This is a genomic window from Burkholderia sp. SIMBA_062, from assembly GCF_046534765.1.
GTDB classification, from domain to species: domain Bacteria; phylum Pseudomonadota; class Gammaproteobacteria; order Burkholderiales; family Burkholderiaceae; genus Burkholderia; species Burkholderia ambifaria.
This window is the reverse complement of the sequence record NZ_JAWRYD010000005.1, coordinates 203,507-222,671: the sequence shown is the minus strand read 5'-3', so window position 1 is coordinate 222,671 and position 19,165 is coordinate 203,507. Positions and strand designations below refer to the sequence as shown.

General features: G+C 67.2%; 15 protein-coding genes, 1 tRNA gene and 1 pseudogene. 11 read left to right on the top strand and 6 right to left on the bottom strand.

The genetic code is table 11. The annotated features are described in order from the left end of the window. The first annotated feature begins 26 nt into the window (after positions 1 to 26). Entirely contained in the window at positions 27 to 1,448 is a 1,422-nt protein-coding gene (gene tilS / locus SB786_RS07620; protein WP_410726966.1) for a tRNA lysidine(34) synthetase TilS, read from the top strand. Between the two features lie 120 nt (positions 1,449 to 1,568). Here tilS and SB786_RS07615 read toward each other — a convergent pair. After that, a pseudogene (locus SB786_RS07615) lies at positions 1,569 to 1,806 on the bottom strand (hypothetical protein); the annotation flags it as partial. Between SB786_RS07615 and SB786_RS07610 the strand changes: the two are divergent. From SB786_RS07610 to cyoD, 7 genes are all read left to right on the top strand, one after another. Beyond that, positions 1,789 to 3,042, top strand: coding sequence for an aspartate kinase (locus tag SB786_RS07610; protein WP_006759058.1), 1,254 nt, complete (start codon positions 1,789 to 1,791; stop codon positions 3,040 to 3,042). The pseudogene SB786_RS07615 and the gene SB786_RS07610 sit on opposite strands and share 18 nt — an antisense overlap. 110 nt (positions 3,043 to 3,152) lie before the next feature. Then, a tRNA-Ser gene (locus SB786_RS07605) sits at positions 3,153 to 3,246 on the top strand. A gap of 576 nt (positions 3,247 to 3,822) precedes the next feature. Next, positions 3,823 to 5,352, top strand: a complete 1,530-nt coding sequence (locus SB786_RS07600) for a complex I subunit 4 family protein (protein WP_410726965.1) — start codon at positions 3,823 to 3,825, stop codon at positions 5,350 to 5,352. 305 nt (positions 5,353 to 5,657) lie between these two features. Further along, positions 5,658 to 6,545 carry a ubiquinol oxidase subunit II gene (gene cyoA / locus SB786_RS07595; RefSeq protein ID WP_410726964.1) on the top strand — a complete coding sequence of 296 codons (888 nt, stop codon included), beginning with the start codon at positions 5,658 to 5,660 and terminating at the stop codon, positions 6,543 to 6,545. A 3-nt stretch (positions 6,546 to 6,548) separates the two neighbouring features. Beyond that, complete coding sequence (gene cyoB, locus SB786_RS07590; RefSeq protein WP_410726963.1) at positions 6,549 to 8,555, top strand: cytochrome o ubiquinol oxidase subunit I; 2,007 nt, start codon at positions 6,549 to 6,551, stop codon at positions 8,553 to 8,555. Next, positions 8,555 to 9,163: a cytochrome o ubiquinol oxidase subunit III gene (cyoC, locus tag SB786_RS07585; protein ID WP_006759068.1), complete on the top strand. Its 609-nt coding sequence runs from the start codon at positions 8,555 to 8,557 to the stop codon at positions 9,161 to 9,163. Before cyoB ends, cyoC begins: the two co-directional genes overlap by 1 nt. Then, positions 9,164 to 9,496: a cytochrome o ubiquinol oxidase subunit IV gene (gene cyoD / locus SB786_RS07580; RefSeq protein WP_410726962.1), complete on the top strand. Its 333-nt coding sequence runs from the start codon at positions 9,164 to 9,166 to the stop codon at positions 9,494 to 9,496. A 100-nt stretch (positions 9,497 to 9,596) separates the two neighbouring features. Here cyoD and SB786_RS07575 read toward each other — a convergent pair whose 3' ends face one another. Next, positions 9,597 to 9,899, bottom strand: coding sequence for a DUF4148 domain-containing protein (locus tag SB786_RS07575; RefSeq protein ID WP_410726961.1), 303 nt, complete (start codon positions 9,897 to 9,899; stop codon positions 9,597 to 9,599). A 216-nt stretch (positions 9,900 to 10,115) separates the two neighbouring features. Between SB786_RS07575 and SB786_RS07570 the strand changes: the two genes are divergently transcribed. From SB786_RS07570 to SB786_RS07560, 3 genes are read left to right on the top strand one after another with little or no spacing between them, the layout of a single operon-like run. Then, positions 10,116 to 10,790, top strand: coding sequence for a response regulator transcription factor (locus SB786_RS07570; protein ID WP_410726960.1), 675 nt, complete (start codon positions 10,116 to 10,118; stop codon positions 10,788 to 10,790). 11 nt (positions 10,791 to 10,801) lie between these two features. Continuing rightward, positions 10,802 to 12,193 carry a sensor histidine kinase gene (locus SB786_RS07565; RefSeq protein WP_410726959.1) on the top strand — a complete coding sequence of 464 codons (1,392 nt, stop codon included), beginning with the start codon at positions 10,802 to 10,804 and terminating at the stop codon, positions 12,191 to 12,193. 19 nt (positions 12,194 to 12,212) lie between these two features. Then, positions 12,213 to 12,878: a response regulator transcription factor gene (locus SB786_RS07560; RefSeq protein WP_006753717.1), complete on the top strand. Its 666-nt coding sequence runs from the start codon at positions 12,213 to 12,215 to the stop codon at positions 12,876 to 12,878. 85 nt (positions 12,879 to 12,963) lie between these two features. On the opposite strand, the gene SB786_RS07555 is transcribed toward SB786_RS07560, so the two are convergent. From SB786_RS07555 to SB786_RS07540, 4 genes are all read right to left on the bottom strand, one after another. Beyond that, on the bottom strand, positions 12,964 to 13,221 hold the full coding sequence (locus SB786_RS07555) for a DUF4148 domain-containing protein (protein ID WP_410726958.1): 258 nt from the start codon (positions 13,219 to 13,221) through the stop codon (positions 12,964 to 12,966). 110 nt (positions 13,222 to 13,331) lie between these two features. Next, complete coding sequence (locus SB786_RS07550; RefSeq protein ID WP_410726957.1) at positions 13,332 to 14,747, bottom strand: efflux transporter outer membrane subunit; 1,416 nt, start codon at positions 14,745 to 14,747, stop codon at positions 13,332 to 13,334. Continuing rightward, positions 14,740 to 15,915, bottom strand: coding sequence for an efflux RND transporter periplasmic adaptor subunit (locus SB786_RS07545; RefSeq protein ID WP_410726956.1), 1,176 nt, complete (start codon positions 15,913 to 15,915; stop codon positions 14,740 to 14,742). The genes SB786_RS07550 and SB786_RS07545 overlap by 8 nt, the downstream gene beginning before the upstream one ends. After that, the gene (locus tag SB786_RS07540; protein ID WP_410726955.1) at positions 15,905 to 19,123 is read right to left on the bottom strand and encodes an efflux RND transporter permease subunit; all 3,219 of its coding nucleotides are present in this window, start codon (positions 19,121 to 19,123) and stop codon (positions 15,905 to 15,907) included. The genes SB786_RS07545 and SB786_RS07540 overlap by 11 nt, the downstream gene beginning before the upstream one ends. Positions 19,124 to 19,165 lie beyond the last annotated feature (42 nt).

Genomic DNA, 19,165 nt, shown 5'->3' with positions numbered 1-19,165 from the left:
CGCGCCGTCCGGCGCGCGTCCGTCTCGTGATCCCCCCGACCGAACTCTTCGCCGACCGCGTCGTACTCGATGCGGTCGGCGTTGCGCTTGCCGATCTGCCGGCGGATGCGCGCATCGCGATCGCGTACAGCGGCGGCCTCGACTCGACGGTGCTGCTCGACGCGGCCGTGCGCATGGCCGGCGCATCGCGCTGCGTCGCGCTGCACGTGCATCACGGCCTCAGTGCGAACGCCGACGCGTGGGTCGCGCATGCGCAAGCGACGGCCGAGCGACTCGGTGTCACGTTCGAATCGGAGCGTGTCGACGTGCCGCGCGACAGCGGCCTCGGCATCGAGGCGACCGCCCGCGAGCGCCGATATGCGGCGCTCGATGCGATGTGCGAGCGTCACGGCGTGGCGGTGCTCTGGGTCGCGCAGCACGCGGACGATCAGGCCGAGACCGTGCTGCTGCAACTGTTGCGCGGCGCGGGGATTGCCGGCCTGGCCGCGATGGCGCCGCGCTATCGTCCCGACGGCGCGAGCGTCGAGCGCGTGCGGCCGTTCCTGCGATTGTTGCGTGCCCAACTGGAGCGCTACGCGGCGCAGCGTGGTCTCGCGTGGATCGACGACGAATCGAACGCCGACACGCGCTACGCACGCAATGCGTTGCGCATCGACGTGCTGCCGACGCTCGCCATGCACTTCCCGGGCTTTCGCGATGCGCTGGGCCGTGCGGCCCAGCATGCGGCCGCCGCGCAGCGGCTGCTCGACGATCTGGCCGAACTGGATTTCGCCGGCGCCGCGCGCGACGACGGCCGCGCGCTGTCGCGCGATGCGCTGGTTGCGTTCGACGACACGCGCGGCGCGAACCTGCTGCGTTTCTGGATGCGCCGGCTCGGCTTGCCCGGTGCGTCGGCAGGCCGGCTCGCGAACATGATGCGGCAACTGCGCGATGCGCACGACGCGCATGCGCTGCGGATCGATCACGCGGGGCAGTGCCTGCGACTGTATCGCGATGTCGTGTACTGGGAGGCGGGCGACAGTGCCGACCCGGCGGACGACGGCACCGGGATGCCGCGTCCGGAGGCCTCGCTCGCGTGGGACGGACAGGAAGTCTGGCGCGTGCCGGCGTGGCGCGGCACGTTCGTGTTCGCGCCGGCCGAGGCCGGTAGCGACGGGGCGGTGCCGGAGGCGCTGCTGCGCGGCGCGACGCTCGCCGTGCGCGCGCGGGCGGGCGGCGAGCGGCTGCGTACGTCGCCCGGCGGCCCGGGGCGCACGCTGAAGAACCTGTTCCAGGAGCGCGGCGTGCCGGCCTGGCAGCGCGACGTGCCGCTGCTGTTCGCGGGGGACCGGCTCGTCTACGTGCCGCGGCTCGGCGTGAATCATGGCGACGGGCTTTCCGGCGAAGGGCTCTCCGGCGACGGCGGGTGGCGTCGGATCGAGTGGCGTCCCGACCTGCTGATCGCGTAGTGGCGGCATGCTTGCGGCCGCGCGATCGCGCCGGTTTTCACCATTTGGTAAACAGCGCCGGAACGCCTGCCAAACCGGCGAGCGGCTTGTCAAGCGGGCGTCTATCGGGTACGCTCGGTCGTTTGCTCGGCTCGATTTTTGAGCGTTTTGTGCAGGTTTTCCGCGTGACGTACCCGGTTTGCGCGGCCTGATCGGCCTTCCGGGCAAAATCCGTCACGCTTGCGTGTTGCGTCCCAGCCGTCCCCCTCGTCGTCCGTCCACAGCCACAAGCCGCGTGACCGAACGGCAACGCGGCCTGCCCAGCGCGCCCGTGCGGTTTCTCCTCCAGTTCAGAACGACAATGGCACTCATCGTACACAAATACGGCGGCACTTCGATGGGCTCGGTCGAGCGCATCAAGAACGTCGCGAAACGCGTCGCAAAATGGCATCAGGCCGGGCACCAGATGGTGGTCGTGCCGTCCGCGATGTCCGGCGAAACCAACCGTCTGCTCGGTCTCGCGAAAGAGATTTCGAGCCAGCCGAGCCCGCGTGAGCTCGACATGATCGCGTCGACCGGCGAGCAGGTCAGCGTCGGCCTGCTGTCGATCGCGCTGCAGGAAATCGGCGTCGAGGCCGTGAGCTATGCCGGCTGGCAAGTGCCGATCAAGACGGACAACGCGTACACGAAAGCGCGTATCCACTCGATCGACGACGAGCGCGTGAAGGCCGATCTGAACGCCGGCAAGGTCGTGATCATCACGGGTTTCCAGGGCGTCGATCCGGACGGCCACATCACGACGCTGGGCCGCGGCGGCTCGGACACGTCGGCGGTGGCGGTCGCGGCCGCGCTGGATGCCGAAGAGTGCCTGATCTACACGGACGTCGACGGCGTCTACACGACCGACCCGCGCGTGGTCGAAGAGGCGCGACGCCTCGACCGCGTGACGTTCGAGGAAATGCTGGAAATGGCCAGCCTCGGCTCGAAGGTCCTGCAGATCCGCTCGGTCGAATTCGCCGGCAAATACCAGGTGAAGACGCGTGTGCTGTCGAGCCTGACCGATCCGCTGATTGCGCTCGACGAAGAAATGCGCTCGGGCACCCTGATTACTTTTGAAGAAGACGAGACCATGGAAAAGGCAGTCATTTCCGGCATCGCGTTCCAGCGCGACGAAGCACGCATTGCGGTGATGGGCGTGCCCGACAAGCCGGGCATCGCGTATCAGATCCTCGGCCCGGTCGCCGACGCGAACGTCGACGTCGACATGATCATCCAGAACCAGAGCGTCGAGGGCAAGACCGACTTCACGTTCACGGTCGGTCGCGGCGACTACCAGAAGGCGATGGACATCCTCACCAACCAGGTGCAGGGCCATGTGAGCGCCGAGCGCGTGCAGGGCGACCCGAAGGTGTCGAAGGTGTCGGTCGTCGGCGTCGGCATGCGTTCGCACGTGGGCGTCGCGAGCAAGATGTTCCGCACGCTGTCGGAAGAGGGCATCAACATCCAGATGATCTCGACGTCCGAAATCAAGATTTCGGTGCTGATCGACGAGAAGTACATGGAGCTGGCCGTCCGCGCGCTGCACAAGGCATTCGAACTCGAGCAGGCGGCGTGAATTATTCGTGATGCATTGAAGAAAATGCGTCACGGAAATTGACGAACGGTTCGAAACCCTATACTATTTCGTTCTCGTCGCACTGCCTCCCTGGTGCGAGCGAAAGTTTGGGAGACGTGGCCGAGAGGTCGAAGGCACTCCCCTGCTAAGGGAGCATCTGGGCCAAAACCTGGATCGAGGGTTCGAATCCCTCCGTCTCCGCCAAAAGCGGTGACAAAGCCCCGCAAGTTCTCGGACTTGCGGGGCTTTTCTTTTCCCGCTTCCTTTCCGGACGTGCCGCTCGGGCATTCCGTGCTGACCGTCCTTTCGCATCGACCTGTCGACGAGCTCGTCGACATACGTGGCAACTTCCGAGGTGCGAATCACTGCGATCGGCACTCGTTGAAATAAAAATGAAAGTAGCCGTGTAAGGATCGAGTCGCTCTCATCCATCGCTCCCCACATTCTGTTCTTGCGTGCTGACGCGCCGTGCTTTCGAAAAAAATGCGGCATCGCACCCATTCAGGCGATCGCCGCCGCTCCGCACCACAAAAAATTCATCATAAAAATCAAAAGCCTATCTGCGGCGCTCAAAACGCATCTCTGCTGCGCTGCAAAAAATAATCAACCGCCTTATGCTGGTTAACCCGATTGCGTTTGAGCGGCATCAAGCTTTGCCCTGATCCCGCTTTACATTTTGCCAACATTGGCGATCCACGAAATCTAGCTGTCGATTTGATTTCGTTCCCATCGTCACGTCTGTTCCGACTACAGCGCGCGACCCTCTCAAGGCCTGTTGACATGCATGATTTCCCCTTTCTGAGCCTGGCGATCTGGGTTCCGATCCTGTTCGGCGCGTGCCTGCTGCGCGCCGGCTCCGACCGTCATCCGCATCGCACGCGACTGATCGCGCTCGTCGGCGCACTCGCGGGGCTGGCCGCCGTCGTGCCGCTCGTCACCGGTTTCGATTCGCACTCGGCCGCGATGCAGTTCGCCGAAACCCGCGACTGGCTCGCGGCCTTCAACGCCGGCTGGCGCGTCGGGATCGACGGCGCGTCGCTGTGGCTCGTCGTGCTGACCGCCTTCACGACGCTCGTCGTCGTGATCGCGTCGTGGGAATCGATCACGGTGCGCGTCGCGCAGTACTACGCGTCGTTCCTGATCCTGTCGGGGCTGATGGTCGGCGTGTTCGTCGCGCAGGACGGGCTGCTGTTCTTCATCTTCTTCGAGGCGACGCTGATTCCGCTGTACCTGCTGATCGGCACGTGGGGCAGGGAGCATCGCGTCTACGCGGCCGTGAAATTCTTCTTCATCTCGTTCGCGGGTTCGCTGCTGCTGTTGATGGCGATGCTGTACCTGTTCGCGAAGTCGCACACGTTCGACATGAACGCATGGCGCATGCTGCAACTCGGCTTCGCACCGCAGTTGCTGGTGTTTCTCGGCTTCTTCGCCGCGTTCGCGGTCAAGGTGCCGATGTGGCCGGTGCATACGTGGCTGCGCGACGTCTACACGGACGGCCCGACGGGCGCCGCGCTGATGCTCGCGATGCTCAAGCTCGGCGGTTACGGCTTCCTGCGCTTCGCGCTGCCGATCACGCCGGACGCGAGCCACTTCTTCGCGCCGGCCGTGATCGCGCTGTCGCTGTTCGCGATCGTCTACGCGAGCCTGATCGCGCTCGCGCAGACCGACCTCGGCAAGCTGCTCGCGTATTCGACGGTGGCGCACATGGGGATCGTCACGCTCGGGCTGTTCCTGTTCAACCAGATCGGCGTCGAAGGCGCGATCGTGCAGCTCGTGTCGTACGGCTTCGTCGCGGGCGCGATGCTGCTCTGCGTGAGCGTGCTGGTCGATCGCACGAAGCAGCGCGAGATCGGCGCATACGGCGGCGTGGCGGGCGTGATGCCGCGCTTCGCGACGTTCGCGCTGCTGTTCGCGATGGCCAACGTCGGCCTGCCGGGCACGTCGGGCTTCGTCGGCGAGTTCATGGTCATCATGGGCGCGATCCGCGTCAACTTCTGGATCGGCGCAACCGCGGCGCTCACGCTGATTCTCAGCGCGTCGTACACGCTCTGGATGGTCAAGCGCGTCGTGTTCGGCAAGATCGCCAGCCCGCGCATCGCGAAGCTCGCCGACCTCAGCCGCCGCGAGATCGTGATGTTCGCGTCGCTCGCGCTGATCGTGCTGATGGTCGGCGTCGATCCCAAGCCGTTCACCGACGCGATCGATCCGACCGTCGCACGGCTGATCGACGACGCCAGCCGTTCGAAGCTGCCGGCCGGGGACGGCGTCGCGCCGGTGCAGCCGGCGTTCATGGCATCGGCGCACGGCTGAATCGCGTGATACCGCGCACGACGGCTGCATCGCACGACGATGCGGCGATCGTTGTGCGCACATCCATCGGGGCGTGCGCGCGAACGGTGTCGCCCGGTTTTCGCCGGATTCAGGTCGGCTCGCGGCCGGCTTCCGGCTGCGTGAAATTGCCCCGCGACAATCTGTCTCACAACAGATTCTGCAATGGTGATTTGCCGCATCCACCGGTTTTTCATCGCACTCGCGCGACGTATGATTCGGCCACTTTCGTGGATCGAATGCGCATCGGGCATACGCAACGGATTCAATGACCCTCGGGCGGTGTGATGAAAAGAAGAGCTTCAAGAGGCTGGATTGCGCTGATGTCGATCGGCGCGGCGCTGAGCCTGTCAGGCTGTAAGTTAGATGTACTAAATCCGAAAGGAAGCGTCGGCGCCGCCGAAAAGGCGCTGATCGCAACCTCGACATGGGCGATGCTGGTCGTCGTCGTGCCGGTGATCCTGCTCACGCTGTGGTTCGCGTGGCGTTACCGCGCATCGAACCGCAACGCCACCTACGCGCCGAACTGGTCGCACTCGACCGCGATCGAAGTCGTGATCTGGACGGTGCCGACGCTGATCATCCTGTTCCTCGGCGTGCTCACGTGGAAGACCACGCACGAGCTCGATCCGTACAAGCCTCTCGAGTCGTCGGTGAAGCCGATCGACGTCGAGGTCGTCGCGCTCGACTGGAAGTGGCTGTTCATCTATCCGGAACTCGGCATCGCGTCGGTGAACCAGCTCGCGATTCCGGTCGGCACGCCGGTGAACTTCCGCATCACGTCGGATTCGGTGATGAACTCGTTCTTCATTCCGCAGCTCGGCGGCCAGGTCTACGCGATGGCTGGCATGCAGACGCGCCTGCACCTGATCGCCGACGAGCCCGGCAACTACGCGGGCACGTCCGCCAACTTCAGCGGCCGCGGTTTCTCCGACATGAAGTTCCGCACGCTCGCCGAGCCGCGCGAGCAGTTCGATGCGTGGGTGCAGAAGGTGAAGGCGTCGCCGGACCGGCTCGACGCGACCGTGTACGGTACCGTCGCGCAGCCGAGCGAGAAGGCGCCGGTGCGCTACTTCTCGTCGGTCGATCCACGGCTCTTCCACAACATCATCGCGAAATACAACGATGGCCACGTTCTCGACCTGAAGGACGCCGCCTGCGGCACGAAGGGGTAACGCATGTTCGGAAAACTCACACTCTCGGCGATCCCGTTCGATCAGCCCATCATCATGGGGGCCGGCGCCTTCATGGGGCTGGTCGTGCTGGGCATTCTCGCCGCGCTGACGATCACCGGCCGCTGGAAATGGCTGTGGACGGAATGGCTGACCACGGTCGACCACAAGAGACTCGGCGTGATGTACATCATCGTCGCGCTGATCATGCTGCTGCGCGGCTTCAGCGACGCGATCATGATGCGCATGCAGCTCGCGCTCGCGTACAACGCGCCCGGCTACCTGCCGCCGCACCACTATGACCAGATCTTCACGGCACACGGCGTGATCATGATCTTCTTCATGGCAATGGTGTTCATGGTCGGCCTGATGAACCTGGTCGTGCCGCTGCAGATCGGCGCGCGCGACGTCGCGTTCCCGTTCATCAACTCGCTGTCGTTCTGGATGACGGCGGTCAGCGCGATCCTGATCAACCTGTCGCTCGTGATCGGCGAGTTCGCACAGACGGGCTGGCTCGCGTATCCGCCGCTGTCGGAGCTGCAGTTCAGTCCGGGGGTAGGGGTCGACTACTACCTGTGGGCGCTGCAGATCTCGGGCGTCGGCACGCTGCTGACCGGCGTGAACTTCTTCGTGACGATCATCAAGATGCGCGCGCCCGGCATGACGCTGATGAAGATGCCGGTGTTCACGTGGACGGCCCTCTGCACGAACGTGCTGATCATGGCGTCGTTCCCGATCCTGACCGCGACGCTCGCGCTGCTCGGCCTGGACCGTTACCTCGGCATGCACTTCTTCACGAACGAAGCCGGCGGCAACGCGATGCTGTACCTGAACCTGATCTGGGCGTGGGGCCATCCGGAGGTGTACATCCTGATCCTGCCGGCGTTCGGCATCTTCTCGGAAGTCATCGCGACGTTCTCGAGGAAGCCGCTGTTCGGCTACAAGACGATGGTGTACGCCACCTGCGCGATCATGGTGCTGTCGTTCCTCGTGTGGCTGCATCACTTCTTCACGATGGGGTCCGGTGCGAACGTGAACGCGTTCTTCGGCATCATGACGATGATCATCGCGATCCCGACCGGCGTGAAGGTATTCAACTGGCTGTTCACGATGTACCGCGGCCGGATCGAATTCACGACGCCCGTGCTGTGGACGATCGGCTTCATGGTCACGTTCACGCTCGGCGGCATGACCGGCGTGATGATGGCGATCCCGGGCGCGGACTTCGTGCTGCACAACAGCCTGTTCCTGATCGCGCACTTCCACAACGTGATCATCGGCGGCGTGCTGTTCGGTTATCTCGCGGGCTTCAACTACTGGTTCCCGAAGGCGTTCGGCTTCAAGCTGAACGAGAAGCTCGGCAAGGCTGCGTTCTGGTTCTGGCAGGTCGGCTTCTACGTCGCGTTCGTGCCGCTCTACGTGCTCGGCTTCATGGGCATGACGCGTCGTCTGAACCACTACGACAACCCGGCGTGGCATCCGTGGCTGCTGGTCGCCGCGTTCGGCGCCGTGCTGATCGCGATCGGCATCGCCTGTCAGCTGCTGCAGCTGGTCGTCAGCATCCGCAACCGCAACCTGCCGGCGTATCGCGACACCACGGGCGATCCGTGGGGCGGCCGCACGCTGGAATGGGCGACCTCGTCGCCGCCGGCCGACTACAACTTCGCGGTGCTTCCGCAAGTGCGCACGCTGGATGCGTACGCCGACATGAAGGCACGCGGCGACGGCCGGCCGAACCCGGCGACGATGCGCGACATCCACATGCCGTCGAACACGTGTGCGGGTCTCGTCATCGCCGTCTTCAGCCTGGTGCTCGGCTTCGCGCTGGTATGGCACATCTGGTGGATGGCGATCGGCGGCCTGGTCGGCATCGTCGCGACGCTCGTGATCTACAGCTCGCGTGACAACGACGGCTACTACATCCCGGCGTCGAAAGTGCGCAAGATCGAAGAGAAGCAACCGGCGGCGCGCGTGGCCACGCGTGTCGACGACGTGGAACTGGAGGCCAACTGATGTTGCAGAAAACCTTGAGCGCAACCCTGCTCGAGCACGACGACCATCCGCCGTCGCACTCGGTGTTCGGCTTCTGGCTGTACCTGATGACCGACTGCGTGATCTTCGCGGCGCTGTTCGCGACGTTCGCGGTGCTCGGCAACCAGTACGCGGGCGGTCCGACCGCGAAGGACCTGTTCGACATTCCGGGCGTCGCGGTCGAAACCGCCGCGCTGCTGCTGTCGAGCATCACCTACGGCTTCGCGATGCTGGCCGCGTACAAGCAGCGGCGCGGCGCGCTGCTCGCGTGGCTCGCGGTGACGTTCGTGCTTGGCGCGGCATTCCTCGCGATGGAGCTGCGCGAGTTCTCGCACCTGATCGCGGAAGGCGCGGGCCCGCAGCGCAGCGCGTTCCTGTCCGCGTTCTTCACGCTGGTGGGCACGCACGGGCTCCACGTGACGGCCGGCCTGCTGTGGATGATCGTGCTCGCGGGGCAGATCGTATTGCGCGGCGGCGACCTGACCGACCGCGACCTGCGGCGTTTGACGTGCCTGAGCCTTTTCTGGCACTTTCTCGACATCGTGTGGATCTGCGTGTTTTCCTTTGTTTATCTCGCGAGCGTGATCTAAATGGCCCATTCGCATTCGTCTCAACTCGAAGAAGGGCACGGCAGCGTCGGCGGCTATGTCGCCGGGTTCGTCCTGTCGGTGCTGCTCACGGCCGCGTCGTTCGGCCTCGTGATGGGCGGCGTGCTGTCGCCGCACGCGTCGCTGATCGCGCTGGCCGCGCTCGCGTTCGTGCAGATCGTCGTGCACCTCGTGTACTTCCTGCACATGAATGGCTCGTCCGGCCAGCGCTGGAACGTGATGGCGTTCAGCTACACCGTGCTGACCGCGGCGATCCTGATCGTCGGCACGCTGTGGGTGATGCACAACGTCAGCATGAACATGATGTCGCGCTGAGCGGCATCGCGGCGCAGCGGACGATCTCCATGCGCATTCATGCAAGAAAGGCGGCACGCGAGTGTCGCCTTTTTTTATTTCGGCGCGCCGCGCACGCCGGTCAGTGCGCGTCCGTACGTGCGTCCGCTGTCAGTGCATGCGTGCAGTCCGCGCGATATTCGGCGGCGAGCCGCTGCTGCGCGCCGTCGAGATCGTCGGGATAGTAGGGGCTGTTGTGCGAGGGATCGTAGCCGACCTGCTCGAGTTCGGTCAGTTCGCGCACGAGATCCGCATGCGTGACTTCGTGCCGCGTGTGAACGAACGGGTACGCGTTGCATTCCTGAGGCGTCAGGTGAGGCGCCGCGAACGCGGCGGTGCTGGCGCATGCGCTCAGCATGCAGGCGACTGTAATCGACAGTTTCATCCGGTGGCTCCTGAATTCGCGGCCCGATGCCGCATGACGTCAGCGTAGGCGGCGCGCGGAGCCAAGCGGGCGACGCACGGATGAAACATGTTTCACCCGTATCCGCCCGATGCCGAATGAAGCTATTTTCATCTAACGCCGGACGGCGATCGACGCGGCTACGATAGTTGCGCGCGCATCGATGCGCGCGTCGTGACAGCCATTGCGAGGACGGACATGCGAGTACTGACAGTCGAAGACGATGCTGTGACCGCGAACGAGATCGTTGGCGAACTGAGCGCGCGCGGATTCGAGGTCGACTGGATCGACAACGGCCGCGAAGGAATGATGCGCGCGATGAGCGCATCCTACGATGCGATCACGCTCGACCGGATGCTGCCCGGTGCTGACGGGCTCGCGATCCTGACCGCGATGCGCACGGTCGGCATCGATACGCCGGTGCTGATGCTGAGCGCGCTCGGCGACGTCGACGAGCGCATCCGCGGGCTGCGCGCGGGCGGCGACGACTACCTGACCAAGCCGTTCGATTCCGGCGAACTGAGCGCGCGCATCGAAGTGCTGTTGCGCCGCCGGCAGGCCTCGGGCGTGCCGCAGCAGACGCCGTTGACGGTCGGCGCGCTCGAACTCGACCTCATTTCGCGCTGCGCGCGCCGCGGCGTCGACGAGATTCCATTGCTGCCCACCGAGTTTCGCGTCCTCGAATTCATGATGCGCAACGCGGGGCAGACGATCACGCGCACGATGCTGTTCGAGGCCGTGTGGGGCTATCACTTCGACCCGGGCACCAACCTGATCGATGTCCACATGGGGCGGCTGCGCAAGAAGATCGACCCGCCGGGCGCCGTGCCGATGATCCAGACCGTGCGCGGCTCGGGCTACATGCTCGGATGATGGAGGGACGGATGGATGCGGCCCGTGCGGCGAACTTCACGCGTCGCTGGCATACGACGACGTTTCGCTGGCTGTGCGCGTACGCGGCGATCTTCTCGGTTTCGCTGCTGCTGCTCGCGGGCGTGATCAACGTCGCCGCGACACGGACGATGACGCGCGACACCGACGAGGTGCTCGCGTGGCAACTGATCTACTTCGATTCGATCCCCGACGCCGAGCTGCCGCTTGCGATTCACCGCCGGCTCGAGCACGAGCACATGCATACGAATTTCTACGGACTGTTCGACGCGAGCGGGCGCCGCGTGGCCGGCGACATCGCGACGCTGCCCGCGCTGCGTACGGATCGCCGCGGACGCACGCTTGACCGTACGCTCGCGCCGCTCGACGGCCAACCCGCGCCGATCACGCGCGCGATGGCCGTGCACCGCGACGACGGGATGACGCTGGTGGTCGCGCGCGACCTGTCGCATTTCATCCAGATTCGCGAAGTCGCGATCCGCGGACTCGTGATCGGCGGCGTGCTGATCCTGATCGCGGGCATCGCGGGCGGCAGCATGCTCGGCATGCGGCAGATCCGCCGCGTCGCGGCGATCCGGCGCGTCACGCGACAGATCGCCGAGGGCGATCTCGGCAAGCGGTTGCCGGTGGGCCGCTACGACGAGCTCGACCTGCTCGCGCATCTCGTGAACCACATGCTCGACGAAGTCGAGCGGCTGATGGGCGAAGTGCGTCACACCTGCGACGGCATCGCGCACGATCTGCGCACGCCGCTCGCACGCGTGCATACGATGCTGGCGCGGCTCGCCGAACAGCCGCATTGCGCGCACGATCCGGCGTCGGCGCAGCTGCTGGCGTCGGCGCGCGATGAAACCGACCGGCTGCTCGAGCGCTTTCGCGCGATGCTGCGCATCTCCGAGATCGGGACGCTGAGCCGGCGCGGCGGTTTCGCCGCGGTGGACGTCGCGGCATTGCTGCGCGACGTGTGCGAGCTGTACGAGCCGCTCGCCGAAGCGGGCGGCGTCGCATTCGGACTCGACGCGATGCCGGTCGACGGCATTCATGGCGACCGCGCGTTGCTGTTCGAGGCGTTCAGCAATCTCGCGGACAACGCGATCAAGTTCACGCCGCCCGGCGGTCGCGTGCGCGTCGCGCTCCACGCGACGCAGAACGGCCCGCTCGTGCGGTTCGAGGACAACGGGCCGGGAATCGCACCGGGCGAGCGCGACGCGGTGCTCGAGCGGTTCTATCGCGGCGAGCGCACGCGTCACGTGAACGGTTCGGGGCTCGGGTTGAGCATCGTGTCGGCGGTGATGCGCGTGCACGGCTTCGCGCTGCGGATCGGCGACGCGCAGCCGGCCGGTGCGGCGATCACGGTCGAATGCTGGCCGCGCTCGCTCGGATGAGCTCGCGGGAAAACGGTCGATGCGCATCCTGCTGATTTCGCCCCCGACGCCGGAGGCGGCGCGGCTCGACAAGGCGTTCCGCGAAAGCACGCACGGCGTGGAGCGCGTTGACGAGTGGCGCGACGGCTGCTTCGCCGCGACACAGGACCGCTTCGACGCGATCGTGCTGGTCGAGCCCGACGCGGCTGCCGGGGCCGTGCTGCTCGACATGTTGCCGCGGCTTGCCGCATCGGCCGGCGGTGCGACGATCGCCGCGCTCGTCGTCGGTGCGACGCCCGCACGGCGTGCGCGGATGCTGCAGGCCGGCTGCGACGTGTGTCTTGCCCAGCCGTGTTCGTTCGTGGAGTTGCACGAACGCTTGCGCGCGCTGTGGCGTCGCGCGGGCATCATCGCGTTGCGCGAGTCGGTGCGGCTCGACGCGGCCACGCGCGCGCTCGAGGAGCGCGGCCGCAGGCTCGCACTCAGCGCACGCGAATTCCGTGTCGTCGAATGCCTGCTGCGCGAAGCCGGTCGGCCGGTCGGGCGCGATGCCGTACTGCGTTACGCATGGGGTGAAGCCGACATCGAACCGGAAACCGTCAATGCGCTGGTCGTGCGGCTGCGGCGCAAGCTCGTCGCGCACGCGTTTTCCGCGCGCATCGAGACGGTTGCGCGATTCGGATTCAGGTTCGATGCCGGCGGTTGATAACGCGGTATCGGTCGGGCTTGAGAACGCCGAACGCCGAACGGGCGCCGGCGGCATGGCGCGCGGCGTCGCCGTTGCGGCGCGATCAGTGCGAATAAAGCTCGCGGTTGAGCTGCGCGAGCTGGCCGTCGCGTTGGGCGCGAACGAGTTCGCGATAGACCTGGGCGCGCGTGAGCGGCGCTACCGGCGGCGCCTTCCACGCATCGCTCGATGACGCCCGCGCGCCGGCGGTCGATGTAAGCGTCCGCGGCGCGGTCGCCGCAGCGGATTGCGATGCGGCGGCACGGCCGGGCAGCGTGGCACAGAGGGCGCAGAGCAGGGTGGCGAACAGCAGTGTCTTCATGGCGTGATCCTTTGCAAAAGGCGGAGACCGGCGCCGCGAACGCGATGCCGGCAGGGCCCACGTTATCGGACACGCTCCGTCAGGCACCGGGCGCGCCGATGAAGAAACGTTCATGAACGCGCGTCGCGCCAGCCGCCGCCGAGCGCGCGTACGAGCGCGACGGACGCCTGCAGGCGTCGGGCATCGACGTCGAGCGACGCGATTTGCGTATCGAGCTCGGTCGTTTGCGCGGTGACCACGTCGAGATAGCTGACGGCGCCGTCGCGATAGCGCGACATCGCAAGCGCAAGCGACTGCCGCGCCGCGCCGAGCGCGGCGTCGTCCTCGGCCGATTCGTCGCCGAGCCGGTGCAGCAGCGCGAGATCGTCCTCGACTTCGCGGAACGCCGCCAGTACGACGCTTCGGTAACGTGCGCCCTGTTCGGCGAACTGCGCGCGCGCGTGGCGTACACCCGCCGCACGCAGGCCGCCGTCGAACAGTGTCGTCGCAAGCCGCGGCCCGATCGACCAGATTTCGTTCGGTGCGGCGAGCCACGGCGAGAACGTGTCGCTTTGGAAGCCCGCGTCGAGGCCGAGCGACAGGTCCGGGAAGTACGCGGCGCGCGCGACGCCGATCCGTGCGTTCGCGGCCGCGACGCGGCGTTCCCCGGCGGCGATGTCCGGGCGGCGTTCTAGCAGCGTCGACGCGAGCCCGGTCGGAATCGATGGAACGGCGGGCAGCGCGGCGGCGGCGGGCAGCGAGAACGTCGACGCGGATACGCCGACGAGCACGGCGATTGCGTGCTCGTCGAGCGCACGGCGCGCGGCGATGTCGGATGCGCGAGCCTGCGCGAGCGCGAGCTGCGTCTGCGCGCGCGATACGTCGAGCCCCGATGCGAGGCCGCCGCGATGGCGGCTAACCGTCAGTTGCCACGCACGGCGATATGCATCGATCGTCTGCGCGAGCGAGTCCGCTTCACGATCGAGTCCCGCGAGATCGAAGTAGGTGCTGGCGACGCGGGCCTGCAGGCTGAGCCGCACGGATGCGAGATCATCGGCCGCGGCTTGCGCGTTGTCGCGGCCGGCGGCGACCGTGTTGCGGACCTTGCCCCACAGATCGACGTCGTAACCGAGTCCGGCATCGAGCGTGTTCGATTCGTAGACGTCGGGCTGCCCGCTGCCGCGCAGCGGCCGGCGCGCGGACTGCCGGTCGCGATCGGTCTCGGCGCCGATGCCGATGGTTGGCAGCAACGCGGCGTGCGCCTCGTCGAACAATGCAGCCGCCTCGTCGTGCCGTGCGACGGCGGCGGCGAGGTCCGGGTTCGCGCGTGCGACGAGCGGCTCGAGCCGGTCGAGTGTCGCGTCGCCGTACACGCGCCACCAGCCGTCGCGCGGCAGGCGATCGGCCGGGGCGGCATCGACCCATGGGCCGGTTTCGCGAAACGCGGCCGGCACCGGCACGGCTGGCGCGTGATACGTCGGCGCGAACGAACAGCCGGCGAGCAGCGCGGCGCTGCCGAGCCATGCGGCGAGCTTACGGTCAGCCATGCGTAGGCTCCGTCGTCGCGGTGCCGGCGATGCGCACCGGGTCGCCGTCCTCGAGCGAATCGGGCGGATTGTCGATCACGCGTTCGCTCGCCGCGAGCCCCGACGCGATCTCGACGCGCGTGCCGAGATCGGTCGCGATCGACACGTGGCGCAAGCGCGCATGGCCGGTCGCGTCGAGCACGGCGACCTGTAATCCGTCGTGGCGGAAGATCAGCGTGCTCGCCGGAATCGTCAGCGCGTGCGTGGCGTTGGCCACCGCGATCCGAACCTGCGCGTATTCGCCCGGGAACAGCGTGCCTGCCGGGTTCGCGATCGAGAACTGCGCGAGCAGCGTGCCGGAAGCCGGATCGATCGCCTGGGCGGAATCGGCGAGCGTCGCATCGAACGTCGTGCCGGGACGCTCGGGGACGGTCAGCGCGGCATGCATGCCCGCACGGATCGCGCCCGCGTCGTCCTGCGGAATATGGACGTAGAGCCGCAGCCGCCGTGCATCCGAGACGGTGAAGAGTTCGGCGCCGTTGCCGCTGCCTGCGTCGATCAGCGCGCCGACATCGGTCTTGCGCGCGGTCACGACGCCGTCGAACGGCGCGGTGAGGCGCTTGAACGATTCGAGCGCCTCGAGCCGCCGCACGTTCGCGGTGCTGGCGGCCACGGCCGCGCGTTTCGCATCGAGATCGCTGCGCTTCTCGTCGGCCTCCTGCCGCGACACCGAATCCTGCGCGAGCATCTCGGACCAGCGCGCGGCGGTGACGGCCGCGAGCCGTTCGTTCGCAGTCGCGCTTTGCAGGTCGGCGCGCGCCTGCTGTAGCTGCTGGTCGAGGTCGGGCGTGTCGATCGACGCGAGCAACTGGCCGGCCTTCACGTGCGCGCCGATGTCGACGTACCATGCGTGCAGATAGCCGGGCACGCGCGCGTAGATCGGCGCGTCGACATAGGCATCGAGGCGGCCTGGCAGCACCAGCGCGTCGGCGGCGGCCGGCTGCGGCGCGACCGTCGCGACGGTCGGGATCGCCTGGCTGGCGGTCCACGCGGCGACTTCACGCGCATCGTGCGCGCGTTCGACGACGCCGGTCGCGGCGGCGGCGAGTGCCGCGATCACGCCCGCGATCGCGAGCGGTTTCAGGTAACGCGGCGTGGCGGGGGGACGGACGTCGAATTCACTGGACATGCTGTTCTCCCGGAGTGAGGGACAGGGATTCGGAGTGGGGCGCGCGATCGCGCCGATGGACGAGGCTGAACACGACGGGCACGAACACGAGCGTCGCGACGGTCGCGCAGAGCAGGCCGCCGATCACCGCGCGGCCGAGCGGCGCGTTCTGTTCGCCGCCGTCGCCAAGGCCGAGTGCCATCGGCGCCATGCCGATGATCATCGCGAGCGCGGTCATCATCACCGGCCTGAAGCGCGTGAAGCCGGCTTCGAGCGCGGCGACGGTCGCGTCGGCCGTGTGCGCGAGCCGCTCGCGCGCGAACGTGACGACCAGGATGCTGTTCGCGGTCGCGACGCCCATGCACAGGATCGCGCCCGTCAGCGCCGGCACCGACAGCGGCGTGCGCGTGACGAACAGCATCCACACGATGCCGGCGAGCGCCGCAGGCAGCGCGCTCACGATCACGAACGCGTCGCGCCACGAATGGAAGTTCACGACGATCAGCAGATAGATCAGCAGCACCGCGCCGGCGAGACCGGCGAGCAGCCCGCCGAACGCGCTGCTCATCGTCTGCACCTGGCCGCGCAGGGTCACGCGAGACCCCTTCGGCAGGTCGGCCGCGCTTGCGTGGAGCACGCGCGCGATGTCGGCGCTGACCGCGCCGAGATCGCGGTCCTGGGTCGTCGCGAAGATGTCGTACAGCGGCGCGATGTCGTAGTGCGACACGACCGCGTCGGTCTGGCCGCGTACGATCGTCGCGAGGCCGCCGAGCAATTGCGGCGCGCCCGAGCGGCCCGTGACGGGCAGCGCGCGCAGGTCCGACAGCGACGTCATCCGGTATTGGGGCGTTTGCGCGACGATCGGGTAAGACACGCCGTTGTGCGGATCGAGCCAGTAGGTCGGCGAAACCTGGCTCGTGCCGGACAGGCTCGCGACGACGGCATTGGTGACGTCCTGCTCGGTGATGCCGAGTTGCGCGGCGAGCGCGCGGTCGACCGACACCGTGAACTGCGGATAGGTCGACGCCTGCTGCACGCGTGCGTCGGCCACGCCCGGCACCGTGCGGATGCGCCGCAGCAGCTCGGTCGCATACGCGCGGTTCGCCGCGAGATCGGGGCCCGTCACCTGTACGTCGATCGGCGCGGGCGCGCCGAAGTTGAGAATCTGGCTGACGATGTCGGCAGGCAGGAACGAGAACGTGACGCCCGGAAACGCGCGCGGCAGCAGGGTGCGCAGCTTCTTCACGTAGTCGGCGGTCGGCGCGTGGTCGCCGGCGAGCGACACGAGGATGTCGCCGTCCTGCGGGCCGATCGTGCCGCTGTTGCTGTACGTGAGGTTGATCCCGCTGTTCGGCAGCCCCATGTTGTCGACGATGCTCGCGAGCGCGCGCGGCGGCACGACGCCGCGCACCGTGCGCTCGACGCGATCGAACAGCGCGGCCGTCTCCTCGATGCGCGTACCGATCGGCGCGCGCACGTGCAGCGCGATTTCGCCCGCGTCGACCGACGGGAAGAAGTTGCGGCCGAGCCCCGGCACCAGGACGAACGACACCGCGACCGCCGTGAGGAACAGCGCGACGAAGCGCGCGCGGTGCGCCAGCGCGAGGCCGAGCACGGCACGGTAGCCGGTGCGCAAGGCCGCGAAGCGGCGCTCGAAGCCCTGCTGGAACACGACGAGCGGATTGCGCGATCGCGGCGTCGGGAATGGCGCGCCGTGCGGCGCGAGCACGGCCGCCGGATGGGCGGCGTGCGGGCGCAGCAGGTAGCGCGCCATCATCGGCACGAACGTGCGCGACAGCACGAACGACGCGATCATCGCGAAGATCACGGCTTCGGCCATCGGCACGAATAGGAAGCGCGCGACGCCGTCGAGCAGCAGCATCGGCACGAACACGATGCAGATGCACAGCAGCGACACGAACGCGGGCGCGACGATCTGCGACGCGCCGTCGAGGATCGCGCTGCGGACGTCCTTGCCCTGTTCGAGATGCCAGTTCACGTTCTCGATCGTGACGGTCGCATCGTCGACGAGAATGCCGACCGCGAGCGCGAGCCCGCCGAGCGTCATCACGTTGAGCGTCTCGCCCGCGGCGGCGAGCGCGGCGATCGCCGCCAGCACCGCGAGCGGAATGGACGCGGCGATGATCAGCGTCGAGCGCCAGCTGCCGAGGAACAGCAAAATCATCGCGGACGTGAGCGCGGCGGCGATCAGTCCTTCGCGCGCGACGCCGCTCACCGCGCCCTTGACGAACACCGACTGGTCGCCCATCACGACGAGCCTGAGCGACGGCGGCAGCGTTGCCTCGATGCGCGGCAGTTGCGCCTTCACGCCGGCGATGATGTCGAGCGTCGACGCCGAGCCGCTTTTCAGTACGCTCATCAGCACCGCGCGGCTGCCGTCGACGCGCACGATGTTGCCTTGCGGCGGAAAGCCGTCGCGCACGTGCGCGACGTCGCGCATGAAGATCACCGCGCCGTTGACGGTCCGGATCGGCAGCGCGTTGAGCTGGTCGATGGTGAGCGGGCTGTCGTTGAGGCGGATGTTGTACTCGAAGCGGCCGATCTTCTGCGTGCCGGCCGGGATGATCTGGTTCTGCTGCGCGAGCGCGGTCGCGACGTCCTGCGCGGACAGCCCCTTCGCCTGCAGCGCCCGCGGATCGAGGTCGATCTGCACTTGGCGCACCTTGCCGCCATACGGCGACGGAATCGCGACGCCGGCGACCGACAGCAATTGCGGCCGGATCACGTTGGTCGCGTAGTCGCCGAGCTGCTGCTCGTTGAGCGTGTCGCTCGTCAGCGCGAGTTGCAGTACGGGCACGGTCGACGCGTTGTAGTTGAGGATCTGCGGCGGCGTGGTGCCGGGCGGCATCTGCTTGAGCACGGTCTGCGAGATCGACGTGACCTGCGCGGTCGCGGTGCGGATGTCGACGCTCGGCTGGAAGAAGATCTTGACGATCCCGTAGCTGCGGAACGACTGCGACTCGATGTGCGCGACGTCGTTGACCGTCGTGCCGAGCGTGCGTTCGTAGTACGTGACGATGCGTCCGGCCATGTCGGCCGGCTGCAGGCCCGCGTAATTCCACACGACGCTGATGACCGGAATCCGGATGTCGGGGAAGATGTCGGTCGGCGTGCGCAGCGCCGCGAGCGGTCCCGCGATCAGGATCAGCAGCGCAAGGACGATGAACGTATAGGGGCGCGCGAGCGCGAGTCGGACGAGTTTCAGCATCGGCGAGGTCTCCGCCGGCGCGGGGCGCCGGCCTGTCAGCGA